This is a genomic window from Streptomyces sp. NPDC053493 (assembly GCF_044544825.1).
Taxonomy (GTDB): Bacteria; Actinomycetota; Actinomycetes; order Streptomycetales; family Streptomycetaceae; genus Streptomyces.
The window spans coordinates 341,811-367,146 of the sequence record NZ_JBITXS010000007.1; the positions used below are offsets into that span (position 1 = coordinate 341,811).

A 25,336-nucleotide genomic window follows, 5' to 3' on the forward strand; every position below is an offset into this window, starting at 1 on the left:
TAGGCGGGTCAGACGCCCTTGCTGACCGAGCTCATGTTGAAGTCCGGCACGCGCAGCGCGGGCATCGCGGCCCTGGTGAACCAGTCGCTCCACTCGCGCGGTAGCGTCTTCTCCGTCCGGCCCGCCTCGGTGGCCCGCGACAGCAGGTCGACCGGCGACTCGTTGAACCGGAAGTTGTTCACCTCGCCGACCACCTCGCCGTTCTCGACCAGGTAGACGCCGTCCCGGGTGAGGCCGGTCAGCAGCAGCGTCGCCGGGTCGACCTCGCGGATGTACCACAGGCAGGTCAGCAGCAGCCCGCGCTCGGTCCCGGCGACCATCTCCTCCAGGGAGCGCTCGCCGCCGCCGTCCAGGATCAGGTTCCCGATCCCGGGCGCCACGGGCAGCCCGGTGAGGCCCGCCGTGTGCCGGGTGGTGAGCAGCCGGTCCAGCTTCCCGTCCCGTACCCAGTCCGTGGCGGACAGCGGCAGGCCGTTGTCGAAGACGGAGGAGTCGTCGCCGGAGGAGTGGGCGATCACGAACGGCGCGGACTCCAGGCCCGGCTCGTCCGGGTCGCTGCGCAGTGTCAGCGGCAGCGGCGAGAGCGTCTCGCCGATGCGGGTGCCGCCGCCGGGCTTGGAGAAGACCGTGCGGCCCTCCACCGCGTCCCGGGCGGTCGACGACCACATCTGGTAGATCAGCAGGTCGGCCACGGCGGTGGGCGGCAGCAGCGTCTCGTACCGCCCGGCGGGCAGCTCGATCCGCCGCTCCGCCCAGCCGAGCCGATGGGCCAGCTCGGCGTCGAGCGCGGCCGGGTCCACGTCCTTGAAGTCGCGCGTGGAGCGGCCCGCCCAGGCGGAGCGGGTGCGGTCCGGCGACTTGGCGTTGAGCTCGAGGGTGCCGGTGGGCTGGTCGTGGCGGAGCCGCAGTCCGGTGGACGTGCCCAGGTAGCTGGAGGTCATCAGGTGGTTGGCGAACCCGTACAGCTCCCGGCCGCCGGCCCTCGCCCGGGCGAAGGCCTCGCCGAGCGCGGGCGCGAAGGCGTCGAACACCGAGGAGGTGGTCTCGGCCGGGGCGTCGGTGAAGTCGGGGGACGCGGGCACGCCCGCCACCAGCGGCTGGGCGTCCTCGGCCGGTCCGGCGGCCCGCGCCGCCTCCTCGGCGGCCCGCACCAGCGGCTCCAGGTCGTCGGCGGTCACCGCCGAGCGCGAGACCACGCCGGAGGCGGTGCCCTGGGCGCCGTCCACGGTCGCGATCACGGTGAGGGTCCGGCCGCGGGTGACGCCGTTGGTGGTGAGCGCGTTGCCGGCCCAGCGCAGATTGGCCGAGGACTCCTCGTCGGCGATGACGACGCACCCGTCCGCGCGGGACAGCTCCAGGGCCCGCTCGACGATCTCGTACGGCTTGCTGACGCGGCTCATCGACCGGCCTCCTGCGTCGTGTTGAGGATGTTCACGCCCCGGAACAGGGCGGACGGGCAGCCGTGCGAGACCGCGGCGACCTGGCCCGGCTGGGCCTTGCCGCAGTTGAACGCGCCGCCGAGGACGTACGTCTGGGGCCCGCCGACCTGCTCCATGGAGCCCCAGAAGTCGGTGGTCGTCGCCTGGTACGCGACGTCCCGCAGCTGGCCGGCGAGCCGGCCGTTCTCGATGCGGAAGAAGCGCTGCCCGGTGAACTGGAAGTTGTAGCGCTGCATGTCGATCGACCAGGACCGGTCGCCGACCACGTAGATGCCCCGCTCCACGCCGCCGATCAGGTCCTCCGTGGACAGCCCGCCCGGGTCCGGCTGCAGCGACACGTTCGCCATCCGCTGCACCGGCACATGACCGGGCGAGTCGGCGAAGGCGCAGCCGTTGGAGCGGCCGAGGCCGGTCAGCCGCGCGATCCGGCGGTCCAGCTGGTAGCCGACCAGGGTGCCGTTCCGCACCAGGTCCCAGGACTGCGCCTCGACGCCCTCGTCGTCGTAGCCGATGGTCGCCAGGCCGTGCTCGGCCGTCCGGTCGCCCGTCACGTTCATCACGGAGGAGCCGTACGCCAGCGTGCCGAGCTGGTCGAAGGTGGCGAAGGAGGTGCCCGCGTAGGCGGCCTCGTAGCCGAGCGCCCGGTCCAGCTCGGTGGCGTGGCCGATCGACTCGTGGATGGTCAGCCACAGGTTGGACGGGTCCACGACCAGGTCGTAGCGCCCGGCCTCGACGCTCGGCGCCCGCATCTTCTCCGCGAGCAGCTCCGGGATCTCCTCCAGCTCCTTGTCCCAGTCCCAGCCGGTCCCGGTCAGGTACTCCCAGCCCCGCCCGACCGGCGGCGCGATCGTCCGCATCGAGTCGAACTCGCCGGACGCCGCGTCCACCGCGACCGCCGTGAGCTGCGGGTGCAGCCGCACCCGCTGCTGGGTGGTGACGGTGCCCGCCGTGTCCGCGTAGAACTTGTTCTCGAAGACGGTGAGCAGCGAGGCGTCCACGTGCGCCACGCCCTCGGCCCGCAGCAGCCGCGCGCTCCAGTCGGCCAGCAGTCCGCTCTTCTCCTCGGCGGAGACGGTGAACGGGTCGATCTCGTACGAGGAGATCCAGGTCCGGTCCGCGTGCACCGGCTCGTCGGCCAGCTCCACCCGCTCGTCGGACCCGGCCGCCGCGATCACCTTCGCCGACAGCTTCGCCATGGCCACGGCCTGCGAGGCGACCCGCGCGGCCCCGTCCATGGTCAGGTCCACCCCGGACGCGAAGCCCCAGGCCCCGCCGTGCACCACCCGCACCGCGTAGCCGAGGTCCGTGATGTCCGAGGAACCCGAGGGCTTGGCGTCCCGCAGCCGCCACGAGGCGCTGCGCACCCGCTCCAGGCGGAAGTCGGCGTGCTCCGCGCCGAGCGCCCGCGCCCGCGCGAGCGCCGCGTCGGCCAGCGCCCGCAACGGAAGCTGGAGGAAGGCTTCGTCGAGGGAATGGGTCCCAGATTGCACAGCTGTCTCCTGTCGTGTGAGACCGGTCGCCCCTGATCATGTCGTGCTTTCCGCCGCGATGCCCAGACCTTTCTGTAGGGACCCGACAGCGACATCCGTACGCCACTGTCAGGGCCCGATTCTCCGTATCGCGGAAGGGACCGATAGGTTTTCGGCGTACCAGACCGCTATCGAAAGGGTGATCCGTTGAGCCGCTCGGTTCTCGTCACCGGAGGCAACCGGGGCATCGGCCTCGCCATCGCCCGCGCGTTCGCCGAGGCAGGCGACAAGGTCGCGTTCACCTACCGCTCCGGCGAGCCGCCGGCCGCCCTGACCGACCTGGGCTGCCTCGCCGTCAAGTGCGACATCACCGACGCCGAGCAGGTGGAGCAGGCCTACAAGGAGATCGAGGCCGCGCACGGCCCGGTGGAGGTCCTCGTGGCCAACGCCGGCGTCACCAAGGACCAGCTCCTCATGCGCATGTCCGAGGAGGACTTCACGTCCGTCCTCGACACCAACCTCACCGGCACCTTCCGGGTCGTGAAGCGCGCCAACCGCGGCATGCTGCGCGCCAAGAAGGGCCGCGTGGTGCTGATCTCCTCGGTCGTCGGTCTGCTCGGCTCGGCGGGTCAGGCGAACTACGCCGCCTCCAAGGCGGGTCTGGTCGGTTTCGCGCGGTCGCTGGCCCGGGAGCTCGGCTCGCGCAACATCACCTTCAACGTCGTCGCGCCCGGTTTCGTCGACACCGACATGACCGCGGTGCTCACCGACGAGCAGCGCGCCGGCATCGTGTCCCAGGTGCCGCTGGGCCGCTACGCGAAGCCGGAGGAGATCGCCGCCACGGTGCGGTTCCTCGCCTCCGACGACGCCTCGTACATCACTGGAGCCGTCATCCCGGTTGACGGCGGATTGGGCATGGGTCACTGATCACATGAGCGGAATTCTCGAGGGCAAGCGCATCCTGATCACCGGTGTGCTGATGGAGTCCTCCATCGCCTTCCACGCCGCGAAGCTGGCCCAGGAGCAGGGCGCGGAGATCATCCTCACCGCCTGGCCCCGGCCGACGCTGACCGAGCGCATCGCCAAGAAGCTGCCTCAGCCCGAGAAGGTCAAGGTCCTGGAGCTCGACGTCTCCAACGACGAGCACCTCGCGCGCCTGGAGGGCCAGGTCCGCGAGCACCTGGGCGACCGCCTGGACGGCATCGTCCACTCCATCGGCTTCGCCCCGCAGGACGCCCTCGGCGGCAACTTCCTCAACACGCCGTTCGAGTCCGTCGCCACCGCCATGCACGTCTCGGCCTTCTCGCTGAAGTCCCTGACGATGGCACTGCTGCCGCTGATGAGCGAGGGCGGCTCCGTCGTCGGCCTCACCTTCGACGCGAAGTTCGCCTGGCCGCAGTACGACTGGATGGGCCCGGCCAAGGCCGCCCTGGAGGCCACCAGCCGTTACATGGCCCGTGACCTGGGCGAGCGGGACATCCGCTGCAACCTGGTCTCGGCCGGTCCGCTCGGTTCGATGGCCGCCAAGTCGATCCCGGGCTTCGAGGACCTGGCGAAGGTCTGGGACAGCCGCTCCCCGCTGACGTGGGACCTGTCCGACCCGGAGCCGGCCGGCCGCGCCATCGTGGCGCTGCTCTCCGACTGGTTCCCGAAGACGACCGGCGAGATCGTCCACGTGGACGGCGGTCTGCACGCGATCGGCGCCTGACGCCCGCGAGAGCCGTACCGGCAGTACATGTGAGGGCCGGGTGCCCGCCGTCGTGGCGGGCACCCGGCCCTCGCCGTTTTCGCAACCCGTGCCCGAGTCGAAAACTCCGGCGAATCACCCCAGACTGGGTCAGAGCGTGATGTTCCGGCTACTGACGGGGAGGAGGTACGGGCATGCGCGCGCTGCATCGTGGGGCCGCCGCACTCGCCACGGCCGCCACTCTCTTCACCGGGATCGCCGTCGCGGCCGAAGTGCGCGCCGCACCGCCTCCCGCGGACGACGGCCCCGCCGTCGCCGGGCCCGCCGCCGAGGCCGGCCAGGGCCCGGAGGACTTCGGCGCCTCCTGCCGCACCCTGGTCCAGGGCTCCGTCGTCACCGCCCACTGCCAGAACCCGTATCCCCGCACCGACCGCGTCCGCCTGCACGTGGAGTGCGCCCGCTGGTGGGACGTGGACACCGACAGCGCGCCCGTCGACGTCGGCCCCGCCGACTACGGCCAGGTGACCGGCCGCTGCTGGAAGGAGGTCCGCGCGGCCTGGATCACCCACGAACCGGCGGCGCCGGGCTCCTGAGGCACAGGAACGGATAGCTCGCCGCCTCGGCCGCGGCCCGCTCGGCGTCGCCCTCGCGGACCGCCTCCACCAGCCGCGCGTGGTCCATGTGGTTCTCCGGCCGCAGCTCCCGGCCCACGTCCTCGCGCAGCCAGTCCCGCAGCACATGCCCGAGGTCGGCGTAGAGCTCGATGAGCACGTCGTTGTGCGAGGCCACCACCACCGCGTGGTGGAAGGCCGCGTCCACCGTCACGAACTCCTCCGCGTCGCCCGACTCCCACGCCTCCTCGCGCCGCAGGAGCAGGGCGTCCAGCTGCCCCAGGTCCCGGTCGGTGCGCCGCTGCGCCGCGAGCCGGGCAGCCGAGGACTCCAGCGTGGAGCGCAGCTCCGCCACGTGCCGCGGATCGGACCCGGCGAACCTGCGGTGCATGACGCCGGCGAGCTCGCTCGTCGCCACGACATAGGTGCCCGAGCCCTGCCGGATGTCGAGCAGTCCGTTGTGGGCGAGCGCCCGGACCGCCTCGCGGACGGTGTTACGGGCGACGCCGAGCTGCTCGACGAGCTCCGGCTCGGTCGGGATCCGTGTCCCCACCGGCCACTCGCCCGAGGTGATCTGGTTCCGCAGCTGCGTGATCACCTGGTCGGAGAGCCCGCTACGCCGCGGATGGCCGAGCGCCATGGGGTGCACCTTCCGTATCGTTCGAGATTGGACAACCAATCATCCCATGATTCTATGATGGCCTCATGCCTGACGAGCCGCAGACCCTCGACCCCGCCGCCACGACGGCCCGCCCCACCCGGGGCACCGCCGATTCTCCCGCACCCGCGGGCACCGCCCGCTGGGTCGCCGGGCTCGTCGCCGTCGGCCTCGTCCTGGCCGCGCTCAACCTGCGCCCGGCCATCACCAGCCTCGGCGCCCTCCTCGAGGAGGTCAGCGCGGGCCTGCACATGAGCGGCACCGTCGCCGGCGTCCTCACCTCCGTGCCACCGCTCTGCTTCGCCGTCTTCGGCATCACCGCCCCGCGCCTCGCCCGCCGTTTCGGCCCCGCGACCGTGGTCTGCGCCGGCATGGCCGCCATCTTCGCGGGCCTGGTCCTGCGCCCCTTCGCCGGCGGCACCGCCGCCTTCCTCGCGGCCAGCGCCCTCGCGCTCATGGGCATCGCGCTCAGCAACGTCCTCATGCCGGTCCTCGTCAAGACGTACTTCCCGGACCGCATCGGCAGCATGACCGGCCTCTACTCCATGGCCCTCGCCATGGGCACCTCCGTCGCCGCCGCGGCGACCGTGCCCATGACCGAGGCCCTCGGCGGCGATTGGCGGCTCGGCCTCGGCGTCTGGGCGGGCCTCGCCGCCCTCGCCGTCCTGCCCTGGCTCCCGCTGCTGCGCCACCGCGCCACCGGCCCGGCGGCGTCGGCCGCCGGGGGCGGGGGAGCGGCGTCCGGCGGAAGCGGCGGTGGGAGCGCGGCCGGGACCGAGGCCTCCGGCGGAAGCGCCGCCGGAACCGCGGCCGAGGCCGCGCCCGCGCCGCGGGTCACCCGTAGCCGCACCGCCTGGGCCCTCGGCTGCTTCTTCGGCCTCCAGGCCACCGGCGCCTACATCACCATGGGCTGGATGCCGCAGATCTTCCGCGACGCCGGCGTCCCCGCCTCCACCGCGGGCGTGCTCCTCGCCGTCACCATGGTCATGGGCGTACCGCTCGCCTTCGTCATACCGGGCCTCGCCACCCGCATGAAGAACCAGGGCCCCATCGTCGTCGCCCTCGGTCTGTGCGGCCTCGGCGGCTACACCGGCCTCTACTTCGCCCCGGCCGGCGGCGCCTGGCTGTGGGCGCTGCTGCTCGGCGTCTCCAACTGCGCCTTCCCGCTCGCCCTCACCATGATCGGGATGCGCTCGCGCAGCGGCGCCGGCGTCGTGAGGCTCTCCGCCTTCGCCCAGAGCGTCGGCTACCTCATCTCCATCCCCGGCCCGCTCCTCGTCGGCGTCCTCTACCAGCACAGCGGCGGCTGGGGCCTGCCCATCGCGCTCATGGGCGGCCTGATGATCCCGCAGATGATCGTGGGCAGCCTCGCCGGCCGGGACCGGACCGTCGAGGACGAATGCTGAGATGCGACACTGAGGCCATGCCCGTACTCGAACCGAATCCTCCGAACGGCCAGAAGAAGCTCCTCGTCGTGTTCGGCACGATGATCGCCATCACGGCCGTCATCGCCGTCATCGCCTCCTTCGCCTCTCCCTGACCGCCGCCCGCCCTCGCGGGAGGTGGGGTTGTCCCCACCGTCCCCTAGGGGGCAGGTGTCAGGGTGAAGTGGGTGGATCACCTGATGGGCCGGAGCCCGCGCGCTCCGTACGTTGGAGACAACGAAGTCATCGAGGAGATCCCACCCCACGGAGGCGGCCATGACGGCGCGAACCCCCACCGGTCACCCGACGGTCCGGACGGCCCCGACGTCCGGCGTCGACACCCGGCTGCCCTGGTGGGCGCTGGTCCTGCCGGTGGCCGCGTTCGCCGCCCTCTTCCTCCTCATAGCGGGACCCGGAGAGACGCACGCGCTGAGCGGTGGCGCCGGTCTCGGGCACCTCCTGGAGCAGATCCAGCAAACGCTGTCTCTCTGAGTCGGCCCCGGACGATTCATGCGAAGCTGGGGAGCATGAGCGTCGACACACCCCGAAGGATCGTGCTGCTCCGACACGCCAAGGCGGACTGGCCGCAGACCTCCGACCACGAGCGCCCGCTCGCCGATCGCGGTCGCACGGACGCCCCCGTCGCGGGCCGCAAGCTCGCCGACACCGGCATCGACTTCGACCTGGCCCTCTGCTCGACCGCGCTGCGGACGCGGGAGACCTGGAAGCTCGCCGTCCAGGAGCTGCCCGAGCGCCCCAAGACGGTGTACGAGGAGCGGATGTACGAGGCCTCGCCCGGCGAGCTCATCGCCCTGGTCAACGAGACCCCGGACACCGTCGCCAACCTGCTGCTCATCGGCCACAACCCCGGGATGCAGGGCCTCGCCGACATCCTCACGGGCGAGGCCGAGGGCGACGCGCAGGCCCGGATGAACCGCACCGGCTTCCCGACCTCCGCCTTCGCCGTCGTGACCTTCGAGGGCTCCTGGAAGGCCGTCGAGCCCGGCGTCGGCACCCTGGTCGACTTCTGGGCCCCGCACGCCTGACCGACCGCGCCCCACCCGTACGCGAAAGGGCCCGGCCGTCGCTCGACAGCCGGGCCCGCTCGCGTACGGGATCAGTGCGGCAGGTCGCCCGCGGCGCCGTCGGCCGCCTCCGCCGCCTCGACCTCCTCGCGCGTGATGCCGAGCAGGTAGAGGACGGTGTCCAGGAAGGGCACGTTGACCGCGGTGTCCGCGGCCCGCCGCACCACCGGCTTGGCGTTGAACGCCACGCCGAGACCGGCCGCGTTCAGCATGTCCAGGTCGTTGGCGCCGTCACCGATCGCGACCGTCTGCGCCAGCGGCACACCCGCCTCCGCGGCGAAGCGGCGCAGCAGCCGCGCCTTGCCCGCCCGGTCCACGATCTCCCCGGTCACCCGGCCCGTGAGCCGGCCGTCGACGATCTCCAGGGTGTTCGCCTGGGCGAAGTCGAGACCCAGCTTCTCCTTGAGGTCGTCGGTGACCTGCGTGAAGCCGCCCGAGACCACGCCCACCTGGTAGCCGAGCCGCTTGAGGGTACGGATCAGGGTGCGGGCGCCCGGCGTCAGCCGCACCTCGGTGCGCACCTTGTCCACCACGGACGCGTCCAGGCCGGCGAGCAGCTCCACCCGGGCGTGCAGCGACTGCTCGAAGTCCAGCTCGCCGCGCATCGCCGCGGCCGTCACCTCCGCCACCTTGTCCTCGCAGCCGGCGTGCGCCGCGAACAGCTCGATGACCTCGTCCTGGATGAGCGTCGAGTCGACGTCCATGACCACCAGCCGCTGGGCCCGCCGGTGCAGCCCGGCGGAGACCACGGCCACGTCGACGCCCACCGAGTGCGCCTCTGTGGCGAGCGCGGTGCGCAGCGGCTCCGTCGCGCAGCCCGAGACGGCGAACTCGACGGCCGTCACCGGATACTTGGCGAGCCGGAAGATGCGGTCGATGTTGCCGCCGGTCTCCGCGATCCGCGCCGCTATGGCTGCCGTCTGCTCGGCGGTCAGCGGGTGTCCGAGCACGGTGACGTGCGAGCGTCCCTCGCCGCGCGGACGGTTGTCGCCCGTGCCCGAGATGATCTCGGCCTGCAGCTTCATGGACTCGGCCCAGCTGTGCACGGTCGCCCGCAGCTCACCCTGCGTGGCGACGGTCGGCTCGGTGACGAGCGCGCACAGCACGAGACGGCCGCGGGACACGACCTGCTCGATGTCCACGACGTCGACGGAATAGGCGGCGAGGGTGTCGAAGAGTCCGGCGGTGATCCCGGGGCGGTCCTTGCCGAAGATCTTGACCAGGAGAGTGGGCACGTCCGCGGTGGGAACGTCCGATGTCTGCGATGCGCTCATGGTGCTTCCACCGTATCGGGCACCGGGTGCCACCCGGCGCCCCGTCCCGCCTGACGGACACCCGCACGGCCCTCGGGCCGCCATGCGAGGTGCCGCGCGCGGGCGTACGCAAGCTCTTCACGCGGCCCGACTTTCGGATACGGGCCGAGGCCTGAAATAGTTCCCCCGGATGGTCATCATCCCTGGGCTCCCGAAGGCGGGAGCCGCATCGGGGGACACAACAGTGGGGCATGGAGTGCCAGAACTCGTACTGGATTTGAATGGAAGGACCTGGACCCTCGATCCGTCCAGGTCGTACACCCTGGGCCGGGATCCTCAGGGCGACCTGGTGATCGACGACGCCAGGGTCTCGTGGCGGCACGCCACCATCAGCTGGAGCGGCCGGAGTTGGGTCATCGAGGACCACGGCTCCACCAACGGCACGTTCGTACAGGGCCAGCGGGTCCATCAGGTGGAGATCGGCCCGGGCTCGGCCGTCCACCTCGGCAACGCCACCGACGGCCCGCGGCTCGGTCTCGCCGCCGCCGGCGCGCCGGCCGCGCAGCAGGCCGTCCCGCAGCAGCAGCCGGTGCCGCAGGCCGTGCATCAGCCCGCCCACCACGGCGTGCATGAGGAGATGACGCACCAGGCCCCGCCGCAGCACCAGGCTCCGCCGCAGCAGGGCTGGCAGCAGCAGGCGCCGCACCAGCACCAGGCGCCGCACCAGGCCCCGCCGCAGTTCCCGCACCAGCAGGCCGGCCCGCAGGGCGCGCAGCCGGTCTACGGCGACCGCAGCCCCACGACGTTCCACCAGCTCAACCTCGGCCGCGTCATGCGCATCGGCCGTGCGCTCGAGAACGAGCTGGTCGTCTCCGACCTCCAGGTCTCGCGCCTGCACGCCGAGTTCCACGCGACGCCCGACGGCCGCTTCGAGATCCGCGACCTCGGCTCGCACAACGGCACGTACGTCAACGGTCAGCCGATGCCCAAGGGCGGCACCGCCCTCATCGGCCCCAACGACATCGTCGGCGTCGGCCACTCGACGTTCCGGATCGTCGGCAACCAGCTCGAGGAGTTCGTCGACACCGGCGAGGTCTCCTTCTCGGCCCGCCACCTCACGGTCACCGTCGACGGCGGCAAGCAGATCCTCAAGGACGTCACCTTCGGCGTTCCCGAGAAGTCGCTGATCGGCGTCATCGGCCCCTCCGGCTCCGGCAAGTCGACCCTCCTCAAGGCGCTCACCGGCTACCGGCCCGCCGACCAGGGAGACGTCCTCTACGACAACCGGAGCCTCTACAAGCAGTTCGCCGAGCTGCGCCAGCGCATCGGTCTGGTCCCGCAGGACGACATCCTGCACAAGGAGCTGACCGTCCAGAAGGCGCTGCGCTACGCGGCCAAGCTCCGCTTCCCCGGCGACACCGCCGAGGCCGAGCGCGAGGCCCGGATCGGCGAGGTGCTGCGCGAGCTCAAGCTCGACATCCACAAGGAGAAGAAGGTCACCTCCCTCTCCGGTGGCCAGCGCAAGCGCGTCTCCGTCGCCCTGGAGCTGCTGACCAAGCCGTCGCTGATCTTCCTGGACGAGCCCACCTCCGGCCTCGACCCGGGCATGGACCGCGACGTCATGCAGCTGCTGCGCGGCCTCGCCGACGACGGCCGCACGGTCCTCGTCGTCACCCACTCCGTGGCCGAGCTGGGCCTGTGCGACAAGCTGCTCGTGATGGCGCCCGGCGGCTCGGTGGCGTACTTCGGCCCGCCGGACGAGGCGCTGAACTTCTTCGGCTACTCCACCTGGGCCGATGTGTTCTCCGCGTTCGAGAACTACCGCGACTACGACTGGGCGGGCCGCTGGAAGGGCTCGCAGCACTACCAGATGTACGCGGCCGAGATCGACGCCGTCGCCGCCCAGCCGGTCCAGCTGCCGCACCAGGCCCAGCAGGCCCTGGCCCGTCCGCCCAAGCCGCAGGGCTGGGGCTCCCAGCTGTGGACCCTGATCCGCCGCTACGTGTCGGTGATCGCCTCCGACAAGGGCTTCATGGCCCTGATGGTGATCCTGCCGGCCGTCCTCGGCGCGGTCTCGGTGGTCATCCCGGCCGACTTCGGCCTGGGCCGGCCCAAGCCGCCGTCCCGCTTCAACGGCGACGCCGGCACGATCATGCTGATCCTCGCGGTCGGCATGTGCTTCTCGGGCGCGGCCAACTCCGTACGAGAGCTGATCAAGGAACGGGTCATCTACGAGCGGGAGCGCGCCACCGGCCTGTCCCGTTCCGCGTACCTGATGTCCAAGGTCATCGTCCTCGGCCTGATCACCGCCTTCCAGGGCGTGATCATCTGCGGCATCGGCTTCTCCACCCGTGAGCTGCCGGAGGAGGGCCTGTTCATGCCGCCGGCCGCCGAGCTGTGCGTCCAGGTCATCGCGCTCGGCCTGACCTCGATGATGGTCGGCCTGGTCATCTCCGCCCTGGTGAAGACCGCCGAGAAGACCATGCCGCTGCTGGTCATGTTCGCGATCGTCCAGGTCGTCTTCACCGGCATCCTGTTCCAGGTCTACGGCTCGCCCGGCCTGGAGCAGTTCGCCTGGCTGATGCCGTCGCGCTGGGGCATCGCCGGCGCCGGCACGACGCTCGACCTGGCCCACCTGATGCCGCCGTGGGACCACAAGAACCCGGACAACACCGACGCGCTGTGGGAGCACACCGTCGGCCAGTGGAGCCTCGACCTCGGCATCCAGCTGCTGATGGCGACGGTCTGCTGCGTCCTGGTGGCGCGGCTGCTGCGCCGCCACGAGCCGGAGGTCATGCGCAAGTAGCGCGGGCCCCGCACCGTACGCCCGAGGGCGGCACCCCGTGCAGGGGTGCCGCCCTTCGGCATGTCCGCGGTCCGCCCCGGCCGGCCGGACGGGCTCAGTACGCGCTGTTGACGTTGTCGATCGAGCCGTAACGGTCGGCCGCGTAGTTGCAGGCGGCGACGATGTTGGCGACCGGGTCGTACTGGTCGAACTTGGTGCCGGGGATGTGGTAGGCCTTGAAGGTCGGGTAGATGACCTGCAGCAGACCCTTGGACGGGACGCCGTTGATGGCGTTGATGTCCCAGTTGTTGATCGCGAACGGGTTGCCGCTGGACTCGCGCATGATGTTCCGGTGGATGCCGTTGTAGGTGCCCGGAATGTTGTGCTTGTCCATGATGAACAGCGCCTCACGGATCCAGCCGTCGAGGTTGTTCGCGAAGACGGGCTTGCGGGCGGCGGCGCGGCTCGCGGCCGCCTTCGCCTCGGCGCGCTTCTTGGCGTCGGCCTTCGCCTTCGCGGCGGCCTGGGCCTTGGCGGCGGCGGCCTTGGCCTTCGCGGCCTCGGCCTTCTTCTTCGCCTCGGCGGCGGCCTTCGCGGCGGCCTTGGCCTTGGCGTCGGCCTCCTGCTTCGCCTTGAGGGTGAAGGTGGAGGTCTGCTGGTCCAGGCTGGCGGCCAGCGCCTTGGCCTCCGGGCTGTTGGCGTTGTAGGACCACGCCACCTGCTGGGTGTGGGCCAGGGCCTGGGGCTCGACCTCGGTCGAGCCGTGGTTCGGGACGAGGGTGAAACCGAGCGCCGCGGCACTCAGCGCGGCGACGCCGGCGATCGCGGCCTTGTGGGTCTTCTTCAGACCACGACTGTGGCCAGGGGTGTTCGCAGACATGCAGGACTACCTCTTCGAATCGCTGGGGGTCGCTCAGGCCGGGGCGGCGCTGCGCCTTGCTCGGCGGCGACGGACGCAATTCTTAGCGGCAGCAAAATCCTGTGGCAAAGGTGTGACGTACGATCCCGGGTAGTGGATCAGGGCCCGCGAACGGACGCCGCCGGACCGGCCCGCGACCAGTTCCGGCAGCACTCATCTGTCCTTTACGTGACCACTAGCGGCGTTCGTAAGTGATGTGGGTCCTATGCGCGGGCTCACATCGGCCGCGTAACAGACTCACCATGCGTTGCATCAGCAATGCGGACCGTGAGGCCCCTCCTCCGGGAGGAGGAGGTGGACGTCCCCGAACTCGTGCCAGAGGTAGCGCTCACGCACCGCCTCGGCGTACGCCCGCCCCAGCGCGGGCCTCCCGGCCACCGCCTCCAGCATCAGCAGATGCGAGGCCTCGGGCTCGTGCAGCCCGGTCAGCAGCCCGTCCACCACCCGCACACCCCGCTCCGGCGTGACGACCAGATCCGTCCACCCGCCGGCCGCCCGCACCAGGCCTCCCGCGCCGGCCGGCACCGCCGACTCCAGCGCCCGCACGGCCGTGGTCCCCACCGCGATCACCCGGCCCCCGCCCGCCCGCGCCGCGTTCACCAGCCAGGCCGTCGCCGCCGGCACCGCGAAACGCTCCGGGTACGGCGGCTCGTGCGCCTCCGCCGACGACACGCCCGTGTGCAGCACCAGCGGCGCGAACTGCACGCCCCGGCTCACCAGCTCCGCCACCAGCCGCGCCGTGAACGGCCGCCCCGCGCTCGGCATCTCCGCCGAGCCCGCGCCGTCCGACGACGGCAGCGCGAACACCGTCTGATACGCGGACACCGGCTGGTCCCGCTCCGTGTACCCGTAACGGATGGGCCGCCCGTACCGCGCGAGCAGCCCCGGCACGCCCGCGTCCGGCCGCGCCCACCACAGCCGCTGCGACCCGCCGCCCAACGGCTCCTCCAGGACCAGCCGGGCCCCGCCCGGCAGACGCACCACCGCACCCGCCGGCCCGCCCGCCCGCGGCCGCGTCGCCCCGGCCCCGTCCGGCACGCGCAGCTCCACCGCCCACCGGCCGTCGTCGCCCCGCGTCGAGAAGTGCACGACCACCGGCCGCCCGCCCGGCTCCGCGCCGAGCCGCCCGTCCACCGCGGCCGCCAGCGTCGCCGACGTGTTCACCACCAGCACGTCCCCGGCCCGCAGCAGCTCCGGCAGCTCCCGGAACGCCCGGTGCGACACCTCCGTCCCGCGCGACACCATCAGCCGTACGTCGTCCCGGCCGCGCCCCGGCCCGCGCTGTTCGGCCGGCACCCGCGCCGACAGCTCCTGCGGCACCCGCACCGCGAGACCCATCACGCCTCCAGGAACGCCGGCGCCGCGTACCGGCCGCTGGCCGGCCGCTCGTCGAGCAGCCGCAGGAAGACCGGAGCGACCTCGGCCGGAGCCGGCGTCCCCGACAGGTCCTCGCCGGGCTCCGCGGCGGCCAGCATGTCCGTCCGCATCCCGCCCGGATCCACCCACCACACCCGCAGCCCCGGCTCCTCCACCGCCAGGACCGCCGACAGCTGGTCCAGCGCCGCCTTCGTCGCCCCGTACGCGCCCCACGTCCGGTACGCCTCCGCGGCCGCGTCCGAGCTCAGGTTCACCACCGCCCCGGCCGGCGCCTCCCGCAGCAGCGGCAGCGCCTCCTGCAGCAGCCCCAGCGGCGCCACCACGTTGACCTCCAGCGCCGCCCGGAACCCCTCCAGCGCCTGCCCGGCCAGCGGCACCAGCGGCTCGGCGCCCAGGATCCCCGCGTTGTTCACCAGCAGATCGAGCCCGCCGAGCTCCCGCGCCGCCGCCACCAGCTCCCGCCGGTGCGCCGCGTCCGTCACATCACCCGCGAGCGCCACCACCCGGACACCCCGCGCGCGTGCCGCCTTGGCACTCTCCTCCAGCGTCCTCGCCGTACGGGCGTCGAGCACCAGGTCCCAGCCCCGCCCGGCCAGGGCCACGGCCAGCGCACGCCCCAGCCCCTTCGACGCTCCCGTGACGATCGCGACAGCCATGACGCCCATCCCCTCTTCCCTGCGACTCCGCCTTCCACGGAACGGCTCCAGCCTCCGGCGCCCGACCGGCCCACCGCTTCGTCCACCGGCCCCGACCGTCCAGGGCACTTCGACCTAGGCCCCCGGTCCCGGTCCACCGCCGTCCCCGGGCGGATACGGACCGTCACACCCCACCGGTACGGTGAACACATGAGCCATCGACCGAGCTCCGGCCTGGCCGCCGTGAGCAGCGCGCTGCTGGCGATGAACCGCCAGATGGAGGTCCGCGACGTCCTCAAGACGATCGTCGCCTCCGCGCGCGAGCTGCTCGACGCCGAGTACGCGGCGCTCGGCGTCCCCGACGACCACGGCGGCTTCGCCCAGTTCGTCGTCGACGGCGTCACCGACGAGCAGTGGCGCGCCATCGGTCCGCTGCCCCGCCAGCACGGCATCCTGGCCGCCATGCTCCACAAGGCCGAGCCCGAGCGCCTCGCCGACGTCCGCGAGGACCCGCGCTTCGAGGGCTGGCCCGCCGCCCACCCCGACATGTCCGACTTCCTCGGCCTGCCGGTCCGCGACGGCGACGAGATCCTCGCCGCCCTCTTCCTCGCCAACAAGCGCTGCCCCAAGCCGTCCGCAAGCTGCGGCTTCACCGCCGAGGACGAGGAACTGCTCAGACTCCTCGCCCAGCACGCCGCCATCGCCCTGACCAACGCCCGGCTCTACGAACGCAGCCGCGAGCTCACCATCGCCGAGGAGCGCTCCCGCCTCGCCCACGAGCTGCACGACGCCGTCAGCCAGAAGCTGTTCTCGCTCCGGCTCACCGCCCAGGCCGCCGCCGCCCTCGTCGACCGCGACCCGGCCCGCGCCAAGGGCGAGCTCCAGCAGGTCGCCGAGCTCGCCGCCGAGGCCGCCGACGAGCTGCGCGCCGCCGTCGTCGAGCTGCGCCCCGCCGCCCTCGACGAGGACGGCCTCGTCCACACCCTGCGCACCCAGATCCAGGTCCTCGACCGCGCCCACACCGCCCGGGTCACCTTCGACAGCCCCGGCATACGCGCCCTGCCCGCCGCCCAGGAGGAGGCCGTGCTCCGGGTCGCCCAGGAGGCCCTGCACAACGCGCTGCGGCACTCCGGCGCCCAGCACGTCACCGTCACCCTCGCCCGCAGCGGCCAGGGCGCGCGGCTCACCGTCGCCGACGACGGCAAGGGCTTCGACCCGGCCACCGTCCGCCGCGCCGGCCGGCACCTCGGCCTCGTCTCCATGCGCGACCGGGCCGGCGGCGTCGGCGGCCGGCTCACCGTGACATCGGCCCCCGGGCGGGGCACCACGATCGAGATGGAGGTCCCCGGTGGCTGAGAAGAGGATCAGGGTGCTGCTGGTCGACGACCACCAGGTCGTCCGCCGCGGACTGCGCACCTTCCTGGAGGTGCAGGAGGACATAGAAGTCGTCGGAGAGGCCGGCGACGGCGCCGAGGGTGTCACGGCCGCCGAGGAGCTGCGGCCCGACGTCGTCCTCATGGACGTGAAGATGCCCGGCACGGACGGCATCGAGGCGCTGCGGCGGCTGCGCGAGCTGGAGAACCCGGCCCGCGTCCTGATCGTCACCAGCTTCACCGAGCAGCGCACGGTGGTGCCCGCGCTGCGCGCCGGAGCGAGCGGATACGTCTACAAGGACATCGACCCGGACGCGCTCGCCGGCGCCATCCGCTCCGTCCACGCGGGCCACGTCCTGCTCCAGCCCGAGGTCGCGGGCGTCCTCCTCAGCCAGGACGACAGCGGCCACGGCGGCGGCACGGGCCGCGGCTCGACCCTCACCGAGCGGGAGCGCGAGGTCCTCGGCCTGATCGCCGACGGCCGCTCCAACCGCGAGATCGCCCGCGCGCTCGTCCTGTCCGAGAAGACGGTCAAGACGCACGTCTCCAACATCCTCATGAAGCTGGACCTCGCGGACCGGACGCAGGCCGCGCTCTGGGCCGTACGGCACGGTCTGACCTCGTAGCGGTGCCCGAACGGTTCCCGAGTGGTCCCCGAGCGGTCCCGGGGTACGACCGTTCTACTTGTCATACCGTCGGGTGGATGTCCCCCGTTCGGCGCAACCGGGCGGGGCCGGCGGCGTTCTCCATGGCGTGCTGCGGCGGACCGGCCGCAGCGATGACCAGGAGGATCCTGAAGTGAACAACCTCAAGAAGGCCGCTGCCCTCACCATGGTCGCCGGTGGCATCGTCGCCGCCGGTGCCGGTGTCGCCTCCGCGAACGCGGACGCCCAGGGCCAGGCCCTCCACTCGCCCGGTGTCGCCTCCGGCAACCTGGTGCAGGCCCCGGTCCACGTCCCCGTGAACGTCTCCGGCAACACGGTCAACGTGATCGGCCTGCTCAACCCCGCCTTCGGCAACGGCGCCGTCAACCACTGACGCCTCCCCGAACCACCGGCCCCCGGGACGATCCCCCCGGGGGCCGGCCTGTTTCCAGGCCTACGAGCCCCCCGCGGCGTCTCCCGCCGCACCTGCCCGGCGCGCGTACCTGCTTCGCGCCCCATCCGGCCCGCGCCGCACCGGCCCGCACCGCGGCAGCAGGCGCCCCGCCGCCCGGCGAGCCCCAGCCGCCCCCAGCCCCTCAGCCGCCGCTCAGAAGCCCCGCTCCCGCTCCCGCTCCTCCACGTACGCGTTGTACGCGGCGACCTGGGCCCGGCGGGCCACCCGCTCCACCGGGCGCAGCGCGGCGCCCCGCGCCGCCATCTCGGCCGCGCTCACCGCGCCGCCGTGGCCGTGGTCGTACGCCAGGTCGACGAGGAGCCCGATCCGCTGGGCCAGCTCCAGCACCCGGACCGCGCGGGCCGGATAGCCCGGCGCCAGGACCTCACGGCCGGCCTCGGCCCGGGCGCGGTAGGCGTCACGGGCCGCGTCCGCCGCCGGACCCGCGGCGGCCACGTCCAGCCGGGTCAGCACCGTCGTCGCCTCCCGCAACGCCTCCGCCAGCTCCCGCTCCGCCTCGCCCAGCGACGGCACGTCCGCCGGCGGCGCCTCCCGCACCGACAGGCAGTGCCACACGACCTCCACGTGCACGTCACCCGCCGGCCCCGCCTCGAAGACCTCCGGCACCAGGCCGTACGGCGCGCCGAAACCCACCGCCGCCTCCTCCGCCTCAAGAGCCCGCGCGTTGAACTCCGGCGGACCGCTCAGCCCCAGCGGATGCCCCGGCGCCGGCAGCGCCACCCGCCACCCGGTCACCCCGAGCCGCCGCAGCCGCCCCAGCGCCAGCGTCAGGCCGACCGGCCCCGCCTCGCCCGGCAGCCCCTCCACGCGGTGCACCGCGTCCTCTCCGACAATCGCGAGCGCCGCGTCGTCCGGCGACACCGCACCGGCCAGCAGGGCATTGCCCCAAGCGGCCAGCCGTCCTGAGCGTGGTTCCGAAAGCATGCCCTCAGCCTAAGGGCGCGCCTCCTCGCCCAGACCGGTCCCAAGCCCGCCCACACGGCGCAAAGCAAGCCCTAAGGACCGGCCCGGCCCGCCGGTGGCGTAGGTTTTCCCTGGACGCCGCGCCCACAGGCGCAAGGCGACGACACGACTCGACCGCAAGGGGAGACAACGCGCTCATGAGCGATGTACTGGAGCTGGTGGACGTATCCGTGGTCCGCGACGGACGCGCTCTGGTGGACGAGGTCTCCTGGTCGGTCAAGGAGGGCGAGCGCTGGGTCATCCTCGGCCCCAACGGCGCGGGCAAGACCACGCTCCTCAACATCGCCTCCAGCTACCTCTTCCCCAGCAAGGGCGCCGCCACCGTCCTCGGCGAGCGCCTCGGCGGCGTCGGCACCGACGTGTTCGACCTCCGTCCGCGCATCGGCATGGCCGGCATCGCCATGGCCGAGAAGCTCCCCAAGCGCCAGACCGTCCTCGAGACCGTCCTCACCGCCGCGTACGGCATGACCGCCACCTGGCACGAGGACTACGACCCCGTCGACGAACAGCGCGCCAAGGCCTTCCTCGACCGCCTCGGCATGAGCGACTACCTGGACTGCAAGTTCGGCACCCTCTCCGAGGGCGAGCGCAAGCGCACCCTCATCGCCCGCGCGATGATGACCGACCCCGAACTGCTGCTCCTCGACGAGCCCGCCGCCGGTCTCGACCTCGGCGGCCGCGAGGACCTGGTCCGCCGCCTCGGCCGGCTCGCCCGCGACCCGATCGCCCCCTCCATGATCATGGTGACCCACCACGTCGAGGAGATCGCGCCCGGCTTCACCCACGTCCTGATGATCCGCCAGGGCAAGGTCCTCGCCGCCGGACCCATGGAGATGGAACTGACCTCCCGCAACCTCTCCCGCTGCTTCGGCCTGCCGCTCGTCGTCGAGCGCGTCGGCGACCGCTACACCGCACAGGGCCTGCCCCTCCAGTAGTCCGCCGGGCGCCGTTTCCGCACAGAACCGCGCCCTGTCCCGGAACGCCCCACCGCCCCTACCATGACCATGTGGACATCGACGCATGGATCTGGTGGCTGATCGGCGCGGTGGGGCTCGGCATTCCCCTCGTCCTCACCGCGATGCCCGAGTTCGGCATGCTCTCGGCGGGCGCCGTCGCCGGCGCGGTGACCGCGGCCCTCGGCTTCGGCGTCGTCTCCCAAGTCGTCGTCTTCGCCGCCGTGTCCGTCGCCCTCATCGCCGTCGTACGCCCCATCGCCGCCCGGCACCGCGACGGCCGTCCCCAACTCGCCACCGGCATCGATGCCCTGAAAGGCCGTCAAGCCGTCGTCCTGGAACGGGTGGACGGCGCCGGAGGCCGCATCAAGCTGGCCGGCGAGGTCTGGTCCGCCCGCGCCCTCGACGCCGGGCAGAGCTTCGAACCGGGCGAGCAGGTCGACGTCGTCGACATCGACGGAGCGACGGCCGTCGTCATGTGACCGAACCTCGCCCATGACGCTCCGCGGTCTGGGAAACTCGATCATCACGATCTTCGCGATCATCATCTGGTCATCAACCGGCAGCGAGAGGCACAGGGAACACGATGTCAGCAGTCATCATCGTCCTGATCATTCTGGTGGTGCTTGTCTTCATCGCCCTGATCAAGACCATCCAGGTCATTCCCCAGGCGAGCGCCGCCATCGTCGAACGCTTCGGCCGCTACACCCGCACCCTCAACGCCGGCCTCAACATCGTCGTCCCGTTCATCGACCGCATCCGCAACCGGATCGACCTGCGCGAGCAGGTCGTGCCCTTCCCGCCGCAGCCGGTCATCACCCAGGACAACCTGGTCGTCAACATCGACACCGTCATCTACTACCAGGTGACCGACGCCCGCGCCGCGACCTACGAGGTCGCCAGCTACATCCAGGCCATCGAGCAGCTCACCGTCACCACCCTCCGCAACATCATCGGCGGCATGGACCTGGAGCGCACCCTCACCTCCCGCGAGGAGATCAACGCCGCGCTGCGCGGAGTCCTCGACGAGGCCACCGGCAAGTGGGGCATCCGCGTCAACCGCGTCGAGCTCAAGGCGATCGAGCCGCCCACCTCCATCCAGGACTCGATGGAGAAGCAGATGCGCGCCGACCGTGACAAGCGCGCCGCCATCCTCACCGCCGAGGGCATCCGCCAGTCCCAGATCCTCACCGCCGAGGGCGAGAAGCAGTCCGCGATCCTGCGCGCCGAAGGCGAGGCCAAGGCCGCGGCCCTCAAGGCCGAGGGCGAGGCCCAGGCCGTCCGTACGGTCTTCGAGGCCATCCACGCCGGCGACCCCGACCAGAAGCTGCTCTCCTACCAGTACCTCCAGATGCTCCCGAAGATCGCCGAAGGCGACGCCAACAAGCTCTGGATCGTGCCCAGCGAGATCGGCGACGCCCTCAAGGGCCTCTCCGGCGCCTTCGGCAACGTCGCGCCCGGCGTCCCCGGCTTCAACACCAAGAGCGGTACGGGCGACGGCGGCGGCCGCCGCGAGGAACCCACCGTTGACTGACACGTACACGTAATTTCGGGCATGATCGGTGCGAGCCCCTCGACTCCGGCCGCATACGGGGCGGGGAGGCGACTCACCGAACCCGTAAGGAGATGGCGTTGTCCATCTGGGAAATGCTCGCGGTCCTCGCGGCCGGCACAGCCGCCGGAGCCATCAACACCGTCGTCGGATCGGGAACGCTCATCACGTTCCCGGTCCTGCTCGCCACCGGCCTGCCGCCCATCACCGCGAACGTCTCCAACGCCCTCGGCCTCGTGCCCGGCTCCATCAGCGGAGCCATCGGCTACCGCAGCGAACTCACGGGCCAGACCACCCGCGTCCTCCGCCTCGGCGCCGCCGCCCTCCTCGGCGGACTCCTCGGCGCCGTCCTCCTCCTCGCCCTGCCCTCCGACGCCTTCGACGCGATCGTCCCCGTCCTCATCGGCATCGCGCTGGTCCTCGTCCTCGTCCAGCCCCGCATCGCCGCCGCCGTCCAGCGCCGCCGCGAGGCCAAAGGCACCGAGGCCCACCCCGACGGCGGACCCGCCCTCCTCGTCGGACTCTTCCTCGCCAGCATCTACGGCGGCTACTTCGGCGCCGCCCAAGGCGTCCTGTACATCTCGCTGATGGGCCTGCTGCTCCACGACACCCTGCAGCGCATCAACGCCGTCAAGAACATCCTCGGCGCCGTCGTCAACGGCGTCGCCGCCGTCTTCTTCCTCTTCGTCGCCGACTTCGACTGGACCGCCGTCCTCCTCATCGCCGTCGGCTCCACCATCGGCGGTCAGATCGGCGCCAAGATCGGCAAACGACTTCCGCCCACCGTCCTGCGCGGCGTCATCATCGCCGTCGGCATCGTCGCCATCCTCCAGCTCACCCTGAAATGACGACGGGGCCCGCCCCGACAGGGGCGGGCCCACGACCGCACGACACCGGCACCCATCGGCCCTCGGGTCCCGCTAGGCCGCCTGCTGCGCCAGCCACTCCGGCAGCTCCGAGCGCTCCGCCGCCTTCAACGCGAGCAGCATCGCGTCCTGCGGAGTCGGTACGAACGGCTCGTGCAGCAACGGCATCCCCGCCTGCTCCGGCGTCCGGTCCGCCTTACGGTGGTTGTCCTCCGCACACGAGGCCACCGTGTTCAGCCAGCTGTCCCCGCCACCCTGCGCCCGCGGCACCACATGGTCCACCGTCGTGGCCCGCCGCCCGCAGTACGCGCACCGGTGCTGGTCCCGCACCAGCACACCCCGCCTCGACCACGGGGCCTGTCTTCGGAAGGGCACCCGCACGTACCTGCAGAGCCTGATCACCCGTGGCACCGGCATGTCCACCGCCGCCGCCCGCACACGAAGACCGGGGTGCTCCTGCTCCACGACGGCCTTGTCCTGCAGGACAAGCACCACCGCACGGTTGAGTGTGACCGTCGAAAGCGGCTCGAAGCTCGCGTTCAGAACCAGCGTGTCCCGCATTGTGCCCACCTCCCGTGTGCCGGCCCACCCCCGTGGCGGGCTTGGATCAACTCTGGCCGGGCGCGCCGGGTAGGACAACGCAATATCCGCGCAAAGAAAGATGCCCGCTTCTGATCTCTCCAAGACCAGAAGCGGGCAAACAAAAGGCGAACGATCAGCCCTGAACGATCAGGCTCACGCGGGATCCTCGTACTCCGCGACGAGCTGCGCCCGCCCGAGCGTGTGGAACCGGAGGTTGAAGCCGACCGCGGCCGGCGACGCGTCCGCGTCCGGACCCAGCTTCTCCTGGTCCACCGCGTACACCGTGAAGACGTAACGGTGCGGCCCGTCGCCCTTCGGCGGAGCGGCCCCGCCGAACTCCTTCGACCCGTAGTCGTTACGGGCGTGCACCGCACCCGCCGGCAGACCCTCGAACGAACCCGAACCGGCACCCGCCGGCAGCTCGGTCACCGACGCCGGCAGGTCGAACAGCACCCAGTGCCAGAACCCGCTGCCCGTCGGCGCGTCCGGATCGAAGCAGGTCACGGCGAAGCTCTTCGTCCCCGCCGGGAAACCCTCCCACCGCAGATGCGGAGACGTGTTCCCCTCCGCGTACACCTGAGCGTCCTTCAGGACCCCGCCCGCCACCACGTCGTCGCTCACCACGGTGAACTCCGGCACCGGCGGATGGAAGTCGTGGGGAAGCGGCGCCCGCTCGGCCTCGGCCACGTCTGAACCTCCGAATCGCTGACTCGTCTCAACAGCCTTGCACGGCCGAGCCTAGGGGGTGCCTAGAGCCAGTTGCGACGACCGCCGACCTCGGCGAGCCACTGGTTCAGGTACGCCGCCCAGTCGGTCGTGTGGAAGTCGTGCAGCCCCACCGTGAACGACCGGTACGAGTCGCTGCCCTCGGTGAACAGACCCGGCTTCTTGTCCATCTCCAGGACGACGTCCATCTCGCGGTCGTCCGCGACGAAGCTGACCTCGACCTGGTTCAGACCCCGGTACTGCTGCGGCGCGAAGAACTCGATCTCCTGGTAGAACGGCAGCCGCTGCCGCGTCCCACGGATGTGCCCGCGCTCCATGTCCGCGTTCTTGAAGCGGAAGCCCAGCTGGATGAACGCGTCCAGGATCGCCTGCTGCGCCGGCAGCGGGTGCACGTTGATCGGGTCCAGGTCGCCCGAGTCCACCGCACGGGCGATCTCCAGCTCCGTCGTCACACCGATGTGCATCCCGCGCAGCTGCTGCCCCGCGATCGCCGTGACCGGCGTCTCCCACGGGATCTCCAGACCGAACGGCACCACGTGCACCGCGCCGGCCTGCACCTCGAAGGCCCCACCGAGCCGCACCTTCACGAACTCGATGTCCTGCTTGTACTCCTGGTCGTTGCCCTCGACCTCGACCCGCGCCTGCAGCCCGACGGACAGGCCCTCGATCTGCTGGGCGACCGAACCACCCTGGATCCGCACCTCGCCCTGGACGACACCGCCCGGAACCACGTTCTCCTCGGTGAGCACGGTCTCGACCGACGCCCCGCCCGCACCCAGGCTCGCGAGCAGCTTCTTGAACCCCATCGACGACTCCCTATCTGTCCTGCGGTGTCCTGACCCCTACATACGCGTGACGACCGTAGCCGGTTCCGCACCCTCACCCGGACGCCCCCCAGTACCCTCGGACGCCATGACCGAGAGCCCGGACCGCACGCCGCTGCCGCGGAACTTCTTCGACCGCCCTGTCCTGGAGGTCGCGCCCGACCTCCTCGGCCGCACCCTGGTACGGAACTCGCCCGAAGGCCGCATGGAACTCCGCCTCACCGAGGTGGAGGCGTACGCGGGCGCGATCGACCCCGGCTCCCACGCCTTCCGCGGCCGCACCCCGCGCAACGCCGCCATGTTCGGCCCGCCCGGACACGCGTACGTCTACTTCACCTACGGCATGTGGCACTGCCTCAACCTGGTGTGCGGCCCCGAGGGCGAGGCGAGCGGAGTCCTGCTCCGCGCCGGCGAGATCCTCACGGGTGAGGAACAAGCCAGAAAGCGACGACTCTCGGCCCGATACGACTCCGAGCTCGCCAAGGGCCCCGCCCGCCTGGCCACCGCCCTCGACGTCGCCCGCTCCTTGAACGGCACCGACGTCTGCGCCGGCCCCGACGCTCCCTTGTCCCTCCTCACCGGCACCCCGCCCCCACCCGACCAGATCCTCACCGGCCCCCGCACCGGAGTCGGCGGCGAAGGCGCCCCCCACCCCTGGCGCTTCTGGATCGACGGCGACCGCACGGTGAGCCCGTACCGCGCCCACGTGCCCAGGAAGCGCCGGGCTTGACTCGGCTCCGGGAGATGCGTAATGTGGCCCGAGCCGCTTGAGACGGGCAGTGCTCACTGAAGCCTCCCGGGAGCGGCCATCCACTCCTTACAACGACTCCCAACGGGGCTCATTTCGGCATGCCGGAATGTGTTTCGAAAGGCTCGATTATGAGTCGCCAGGGAAATCCGCTAAAGTAGTGGACACGCCGGAAGGGCCCGGAGCGAAAGCAAAAGGGACCGGAAAGCACCGAGGAAATCGGATCGGAAAGATCTGATAGAGTCGGAAACGAAGGAAGCGCCCGGAGGAAAGCCCGCGAGGGTGAGT

The 25,336-nt window shown here is 71.8% G+C and carries 27 protein-coding genes; 16 read left to right on the forward strand and 11 right to left on the reverse strand.

Annotated features, from left to right (window positions below; genetic code table 11):
• Positions 1–8: 8 nt before the first annotated feature.
• Complete coding sequence (locus ACIGO8_RS22290) at positions 9–1,400, reverse strand: metallopeptidase TldD-related protein (protein WP_399733262.1); 1,392 nt, start codon at positions 1,398–1,400, stop codon at positions 9–11.
• Complete coding sequence (locus ACIGO8_RS22295) at positions 1,397–2,929, reverse strand: TldD/PmbA family protein (RefSeq protein WP_399733265.1); 1,533 nt, start codon at positions 2,927–2,929, stop codon at positions 1,397–1,399. The genes ACIGO8_RS22290 and ACIGO8_RS22295 overlap by 4 nt, the downstream gene beginning before the upstream one ends.
• A gap of 186 nt (positions 2,930–3,115) precedes the next feature.
• Between ACIGO8_RS22295 and fabG the strand changes: the two genes are divergently transcribed.
• From fabG to ACIGO8_RS22310, 3 genes are all read left to right on the forward strand, one after another.
• Positions 3,116–3,835 carry a 3-oxoacyl-[acyl-carrier-protein] reductase gene (gene fabG, locus ACIGO8_RS22300; RefSeq protein WP_399733268.1) on the forward strand — a complete coding sequence of 240 codons (720 nt, stop codon included), beginning with the start codon at positions 3,116–3,118 and terminating at the stop codon, positions 3,833–3,835.
• A gap of 4 nt (positions 3,836–3,839) precedes the next feature.
• Positions 3,840–4,616, forward strand: coding sequence for an enoyl-ACP reductase FabI (gene fabI / locus ACIGO8_RS22305; RefSeq protein ID WP_399733271.1), 777 nt, complete (start codon positions 3,840–3,842; stop codon positions 4,614–4,616).
• A 173-nt stretch (positions 4,617–4,789) separates the two neighbouring features.
• Positions 4,790–5,188, forward strand: a complete 399-nt coding sequence (locus ACIGO8_RS22310; RefSeq protein WP_399733274.1) for a hypothetical protein — start codon at positions 4,790–4,792, stop codon at positions 5,186–5,188.
• Here the strand turns inward: ACIGO8_RS22310 and ACIGO8_RS22315 are convergent.
• Positions 5,157–5,846, reverse strand: a complete 690-nt coding sequence (locus ACIGO8_RS22315; protein WP_399733277.1) for a FadR/GntR family transcriptional regulator — start codon at positions 5,844–5,846, stop codon at positions 5,157–5,159. The two genes, ACIGO8_RS22310 and ACIGO8_RS22315, sit on opposite strands and share 32 nt — an antisense overlap.
• Positions 5,847–5,911: 65 nt before the next feature.
• Between ACIGO8_RS22315 and ACIGO8_RS22320 the strand changes: the two genes are divergently transcribed.
• From ACIGO8_RS22320 to ACIGO8_RS22335, 4 genes are all read left to right on the forward strand, one after another.
• On the forward strand, positions 5,912–7,270 hold the full coding sequence (locus ACIGO8_RS22320; protein ID WP_399733280.1) for a CynX/NimT family MFS transporter: 1,359 nt from the start codon (positions 5,912–5,914) through the stop codon (positions 7,268–7,270).
• 17 nt (positions 7,271–7,287) lie between these two features.
• A complete protein-coding gene (locus ACIGO8_RS22325) occupies positions 7,288–7,404 on the forward strand; it encodes an SGM_5486 family transporter-associated protein (RefSeq protein WP_399733283.1) in 117 nt (38 codons plus the stop codon).
• Positions 7,405–7,564: 160 nt separating this feature from the next.
• The gene (locus ACIGO8_RS22330) at positions 7,565–7,780 is read left to right on the forward strand and encodes a hypothetical protein (protein ID WP_399733286.1); all 216 of its coding nucleotides are present in this window, start codon (positions 7,565–7,567) and stop codon (positions 7,778–7,780) included.
• Between the two features lie 35 nt (positions 7,781–7,815).
• Positions 7,816–8,334, forward strand: a complete 519-nt coding sequence (locus ACIGO8_RS22335) for a SixA phosphatase family protein (protein ID WP_399733289.1) — start codon at positions 7,816–7,818, stop codon at positions 8,332–8,334.
• Positions 8,335–8,405: 71 nt separating this feature from the next.
• Here ACIGO8_RS22335 and serB read toward each other — a convergent pair whose 3' ends face one another.
• The gene (gene serB, locus ACIGO8_RS22340; protein ID WP_399733292.1) at positions 8,406–9,647 is read right to left on the reverse strand and encodes a phosphoserine phosphatase SerB; all 1,242 of its coding nucleotides are present in this window, start codon (positions 9,645–9,647) and stop codon (positions 8,406–8,408) included.
• A gap of 223 nt (positions 9,648–9,870) precedes the next feature.
• Here serB and ACIGO8_RS22345 point away from each other — a divergent pair, with 223 nt between their 5' ends.
• Positions 9,871–12,432 (forward strand): FHA domain-containing protein, encoded by a 2,562-nt coding sequence (locus ACIGO8_RS22345; RefSeq protein WP_399733295.1) that lies wholly within the window; start codon positions 9,871–9,873, stop codon positions 12,430–12,432.
• A gap of 94 nt (positions 12,433–12,526) precedes the next feature.
• On the opposite strand, the gene ACIGO8_RS22350 is transcribed toward ACIGO8_RS22345, so the two are convergent.
• The 3 genes from ACIGO8_RS22350 to ACIGO8_RS22360 all read right to left on the reverse strand — a co-directional run bounded on the left by ACIGO8_RS22350 (position 12,527) and on the right by ACIGO8_RS22360 (position 15,363).
• Complete coding sequence (locus ACIGO8_RS22350) at positions 12,527–13,291, reverse strand: transglycosylase SLT domain-containing protein (RefSeq protein WP_399733297.1); 765 nt, start codon at positions 13,289–13,291, stop codon at positions 12,527–12,529.
• A gap of 291 nt (positions 13,292–13,582) precedes the next feature.
• Positions 13,583–14,668, reverse strand: a complete 1,086-nt coding sequence (locus ACIGO8_RS22355; RefSeq protein ID WP_399733300.1) for an S-adenosylmethionine:tRNA ribosyltransferase-isomerase — start codon at positions 14,666–14,668, stop codon at positions 13,583–13,585.
• Positions 14,668–15,363 carry an SDR family NAD(P)-dependent oxidoreductase gene (locus ACIGO8_RS22360; protein WP_399733303.1) on the reverse strand — a complete coding sequence of 232 codons (696 nt, stop codon included), beginning with the start codon at positions 15,361–15,363 and terminating at the stop codon, positions 14,668–14,670. The genes ACIGO8_RS22355 and ACIGO8_RS22360 overlap by 1 nt, the downstream gene beginning before the upstream one ends.
• Positions 15,364–15,552: 189 nt before the next feature.
• Between ACIGO8_RS22360 and ACIGO8_RS22365 the strand changes: the two genes are divergently transcribed.
• The 3 genes from ACIGO8_RS22365 to ACIGO8_RS22375 all read left to right on the forward strand — a co-directional run bounded on the left by ACIGO8_RS22365 (position 15,553) and on the right by ACIGO8_RS22375 (position 17,753).
• Positions 15,553–16,698, forward strand: a complete 1,146-nt coding sequence (locus ACIGO8_RS22365; protein ID WP_399733306.1) for a GAF domain-containing sensor histidine kinase — start codon at positions 15,553–15,555, stop codon at positions 16,696–16,698.
• Positions 16,691–17,341, forward strand: coding sequence for a response regulator (locus ACIGO8_RS22370; RefSeq protein WP_399733309.1), 651 nt, complete (start codon positions 16,691–16,693; stop codon positions 17,339–17,341). The genes ACIGO8_RS22365 and ACIGO8_RS22370 overlap by 8 nt, the downstream gene beginning before the upstream one ends.
• Positions 17,342–17,513: 172 nt before the next feature.
• Positions 17,514–17,753, forward strand: coding sequence for a chaplin (locus tag ACIGO8_RS22375; protein ID WP_399733312.1), 240 nt, complete (start codon positions 17,514–17,516; stop codon positions 17,751–17,753).
• Between the two features lie 213 nt (positions 17,754–17,966).
• Here the strand turns inward: ACIGO8_RS22375 and ACIGO8_RS22380 are convergent, their stop codons facing one another.
• Positions 17,967–18,758, reverse strand: a complete 792-nt coding sequence (locus ACIGO8_RS22380; protein ID WP_399733316.1) for a hypothetical protein — start codon at positions 18,756–18,758, stop codon at positions 17,967–17,969.
• Between the two features lie 176 nt (positions 18,759–18,934).
• Between ACIGO8_RS22380 and ACIGO8_RS22385 the strand changes: the two genes are divergently transcribed.
• From ACIGO8_RS22385 to ACIGO8_RS22400, 4 genes are all read left to right on the forward strand, one after another.
• Positions 18,935–19,732: an ABC transporter ATP-binding protein gene (locus tag ACIGO8_RS22385; protein ID WP_399733320.1), complete on the forward strand. Its 798-nt coding sequence runs from the start codon at positions 18,935–18,937 to the stop codon at positions 19,730–19,732.
• A gap of 71 nt (positions 19,733–19,803) precedes the next feature.
• Positions 19,804–20,232, forward strand: a complete 429-nt coding sequence (locus ACIGO8_RS22390) for an NfeD family protein (protein WP_399733323.1) — start codon at positions 19,804–19,806, stop codon at positions 20,230–20,232.
• A 104-nt stretch (positions 20,233–20,336) separates the two neighbouring features.
• On the forward strand, positions 20,337–21,284 hold the full coding sequence (locus ACIGO8_RS22395; RefSeq protein WP_399733326.1) for an SPFH domain-containing protein: 948 nt from the start codon (positions 20,337–20,339) through the stop codon (positions 21,282–21,284).
• Between the two features lie 92 nt (positions 21,285–21,376).
• Positions 21,377–22,150, forward strand: a complete 774-nt coding sequence (locus ACIGO8_RS22400; RefSeq protein WP_399733329.1) for a sulfite exporter TauE/SafE family protein — start codon at positions 21,377–21,379, stop codon at positions 22,148–22,150.
• A gap of 72 nt (positions 22,151–22,222) precedes the next feature.
• Here ACIGO8_RS22400 and ACIGO8_RS22405 read toward each other — a convergent pair whose 3' ends face one another.
• The 3 genes from ACIGO8_RS22405 to ACIGO8_RS22415 form a co-directional block, all read right to left on the reverse strand.
• Complete coding sequence (locus tag ACIGO8_RS22405; protein ID WP_399733332.1) at positions 22,223–22,729, reverse strand: HNH endonuclease; 507 nt, start codon at positions 22,727–22,729, stop codon at positions 22,223–22,225.
• A gap of 174 nt (positions 22,730–22,903) precedes the next feature.
• Positions 22,904–23,437: a YbhB/YbcL family Raf kinase inhibitor-like protein gene (locus ACIGO8_RS22410; protein ID WP_399733335.1), complete on the reverse strand. Its 534-nt coding sequence runs from the start codon at positions 23,435–23,437 to the stop codon at positions 22,904–22,906.
• Between the two features lie 62 nt (positions 23,438–23,499).
• On the reverse strand, positions 23,500–24,282 hold the full coding sequence (locus ACIGO8_RS22415; RefSeq protein ID WP_399733338.1) for a sporulation protein: 783 nt from the start codon (positions 24,280–24,282) through the stop codon (positions 23,500–23,502).
• Positions 24,283–24,388: 106 nt separating this feature from the next.
• Between ACIGO8_RS22415 and ACIGO8_RS22420 the strand changes: the two genes are divergently transcribed.
• Positions 24,389–25,030 carry a DNA-3-methyladenine glycosylase gene (locus tag ACIGO8_RS22420; protein WP_399733340.1) on the forward strand — a complete coding sequence of 214 codons (642 nt, stop codon included), beginning with the start codon at positions 24,389–24,391 and terminating at the stop codon, positions 25,028–25,030.
• Positions 25,031–25,336: the final 306 nt, after the last annotated feature.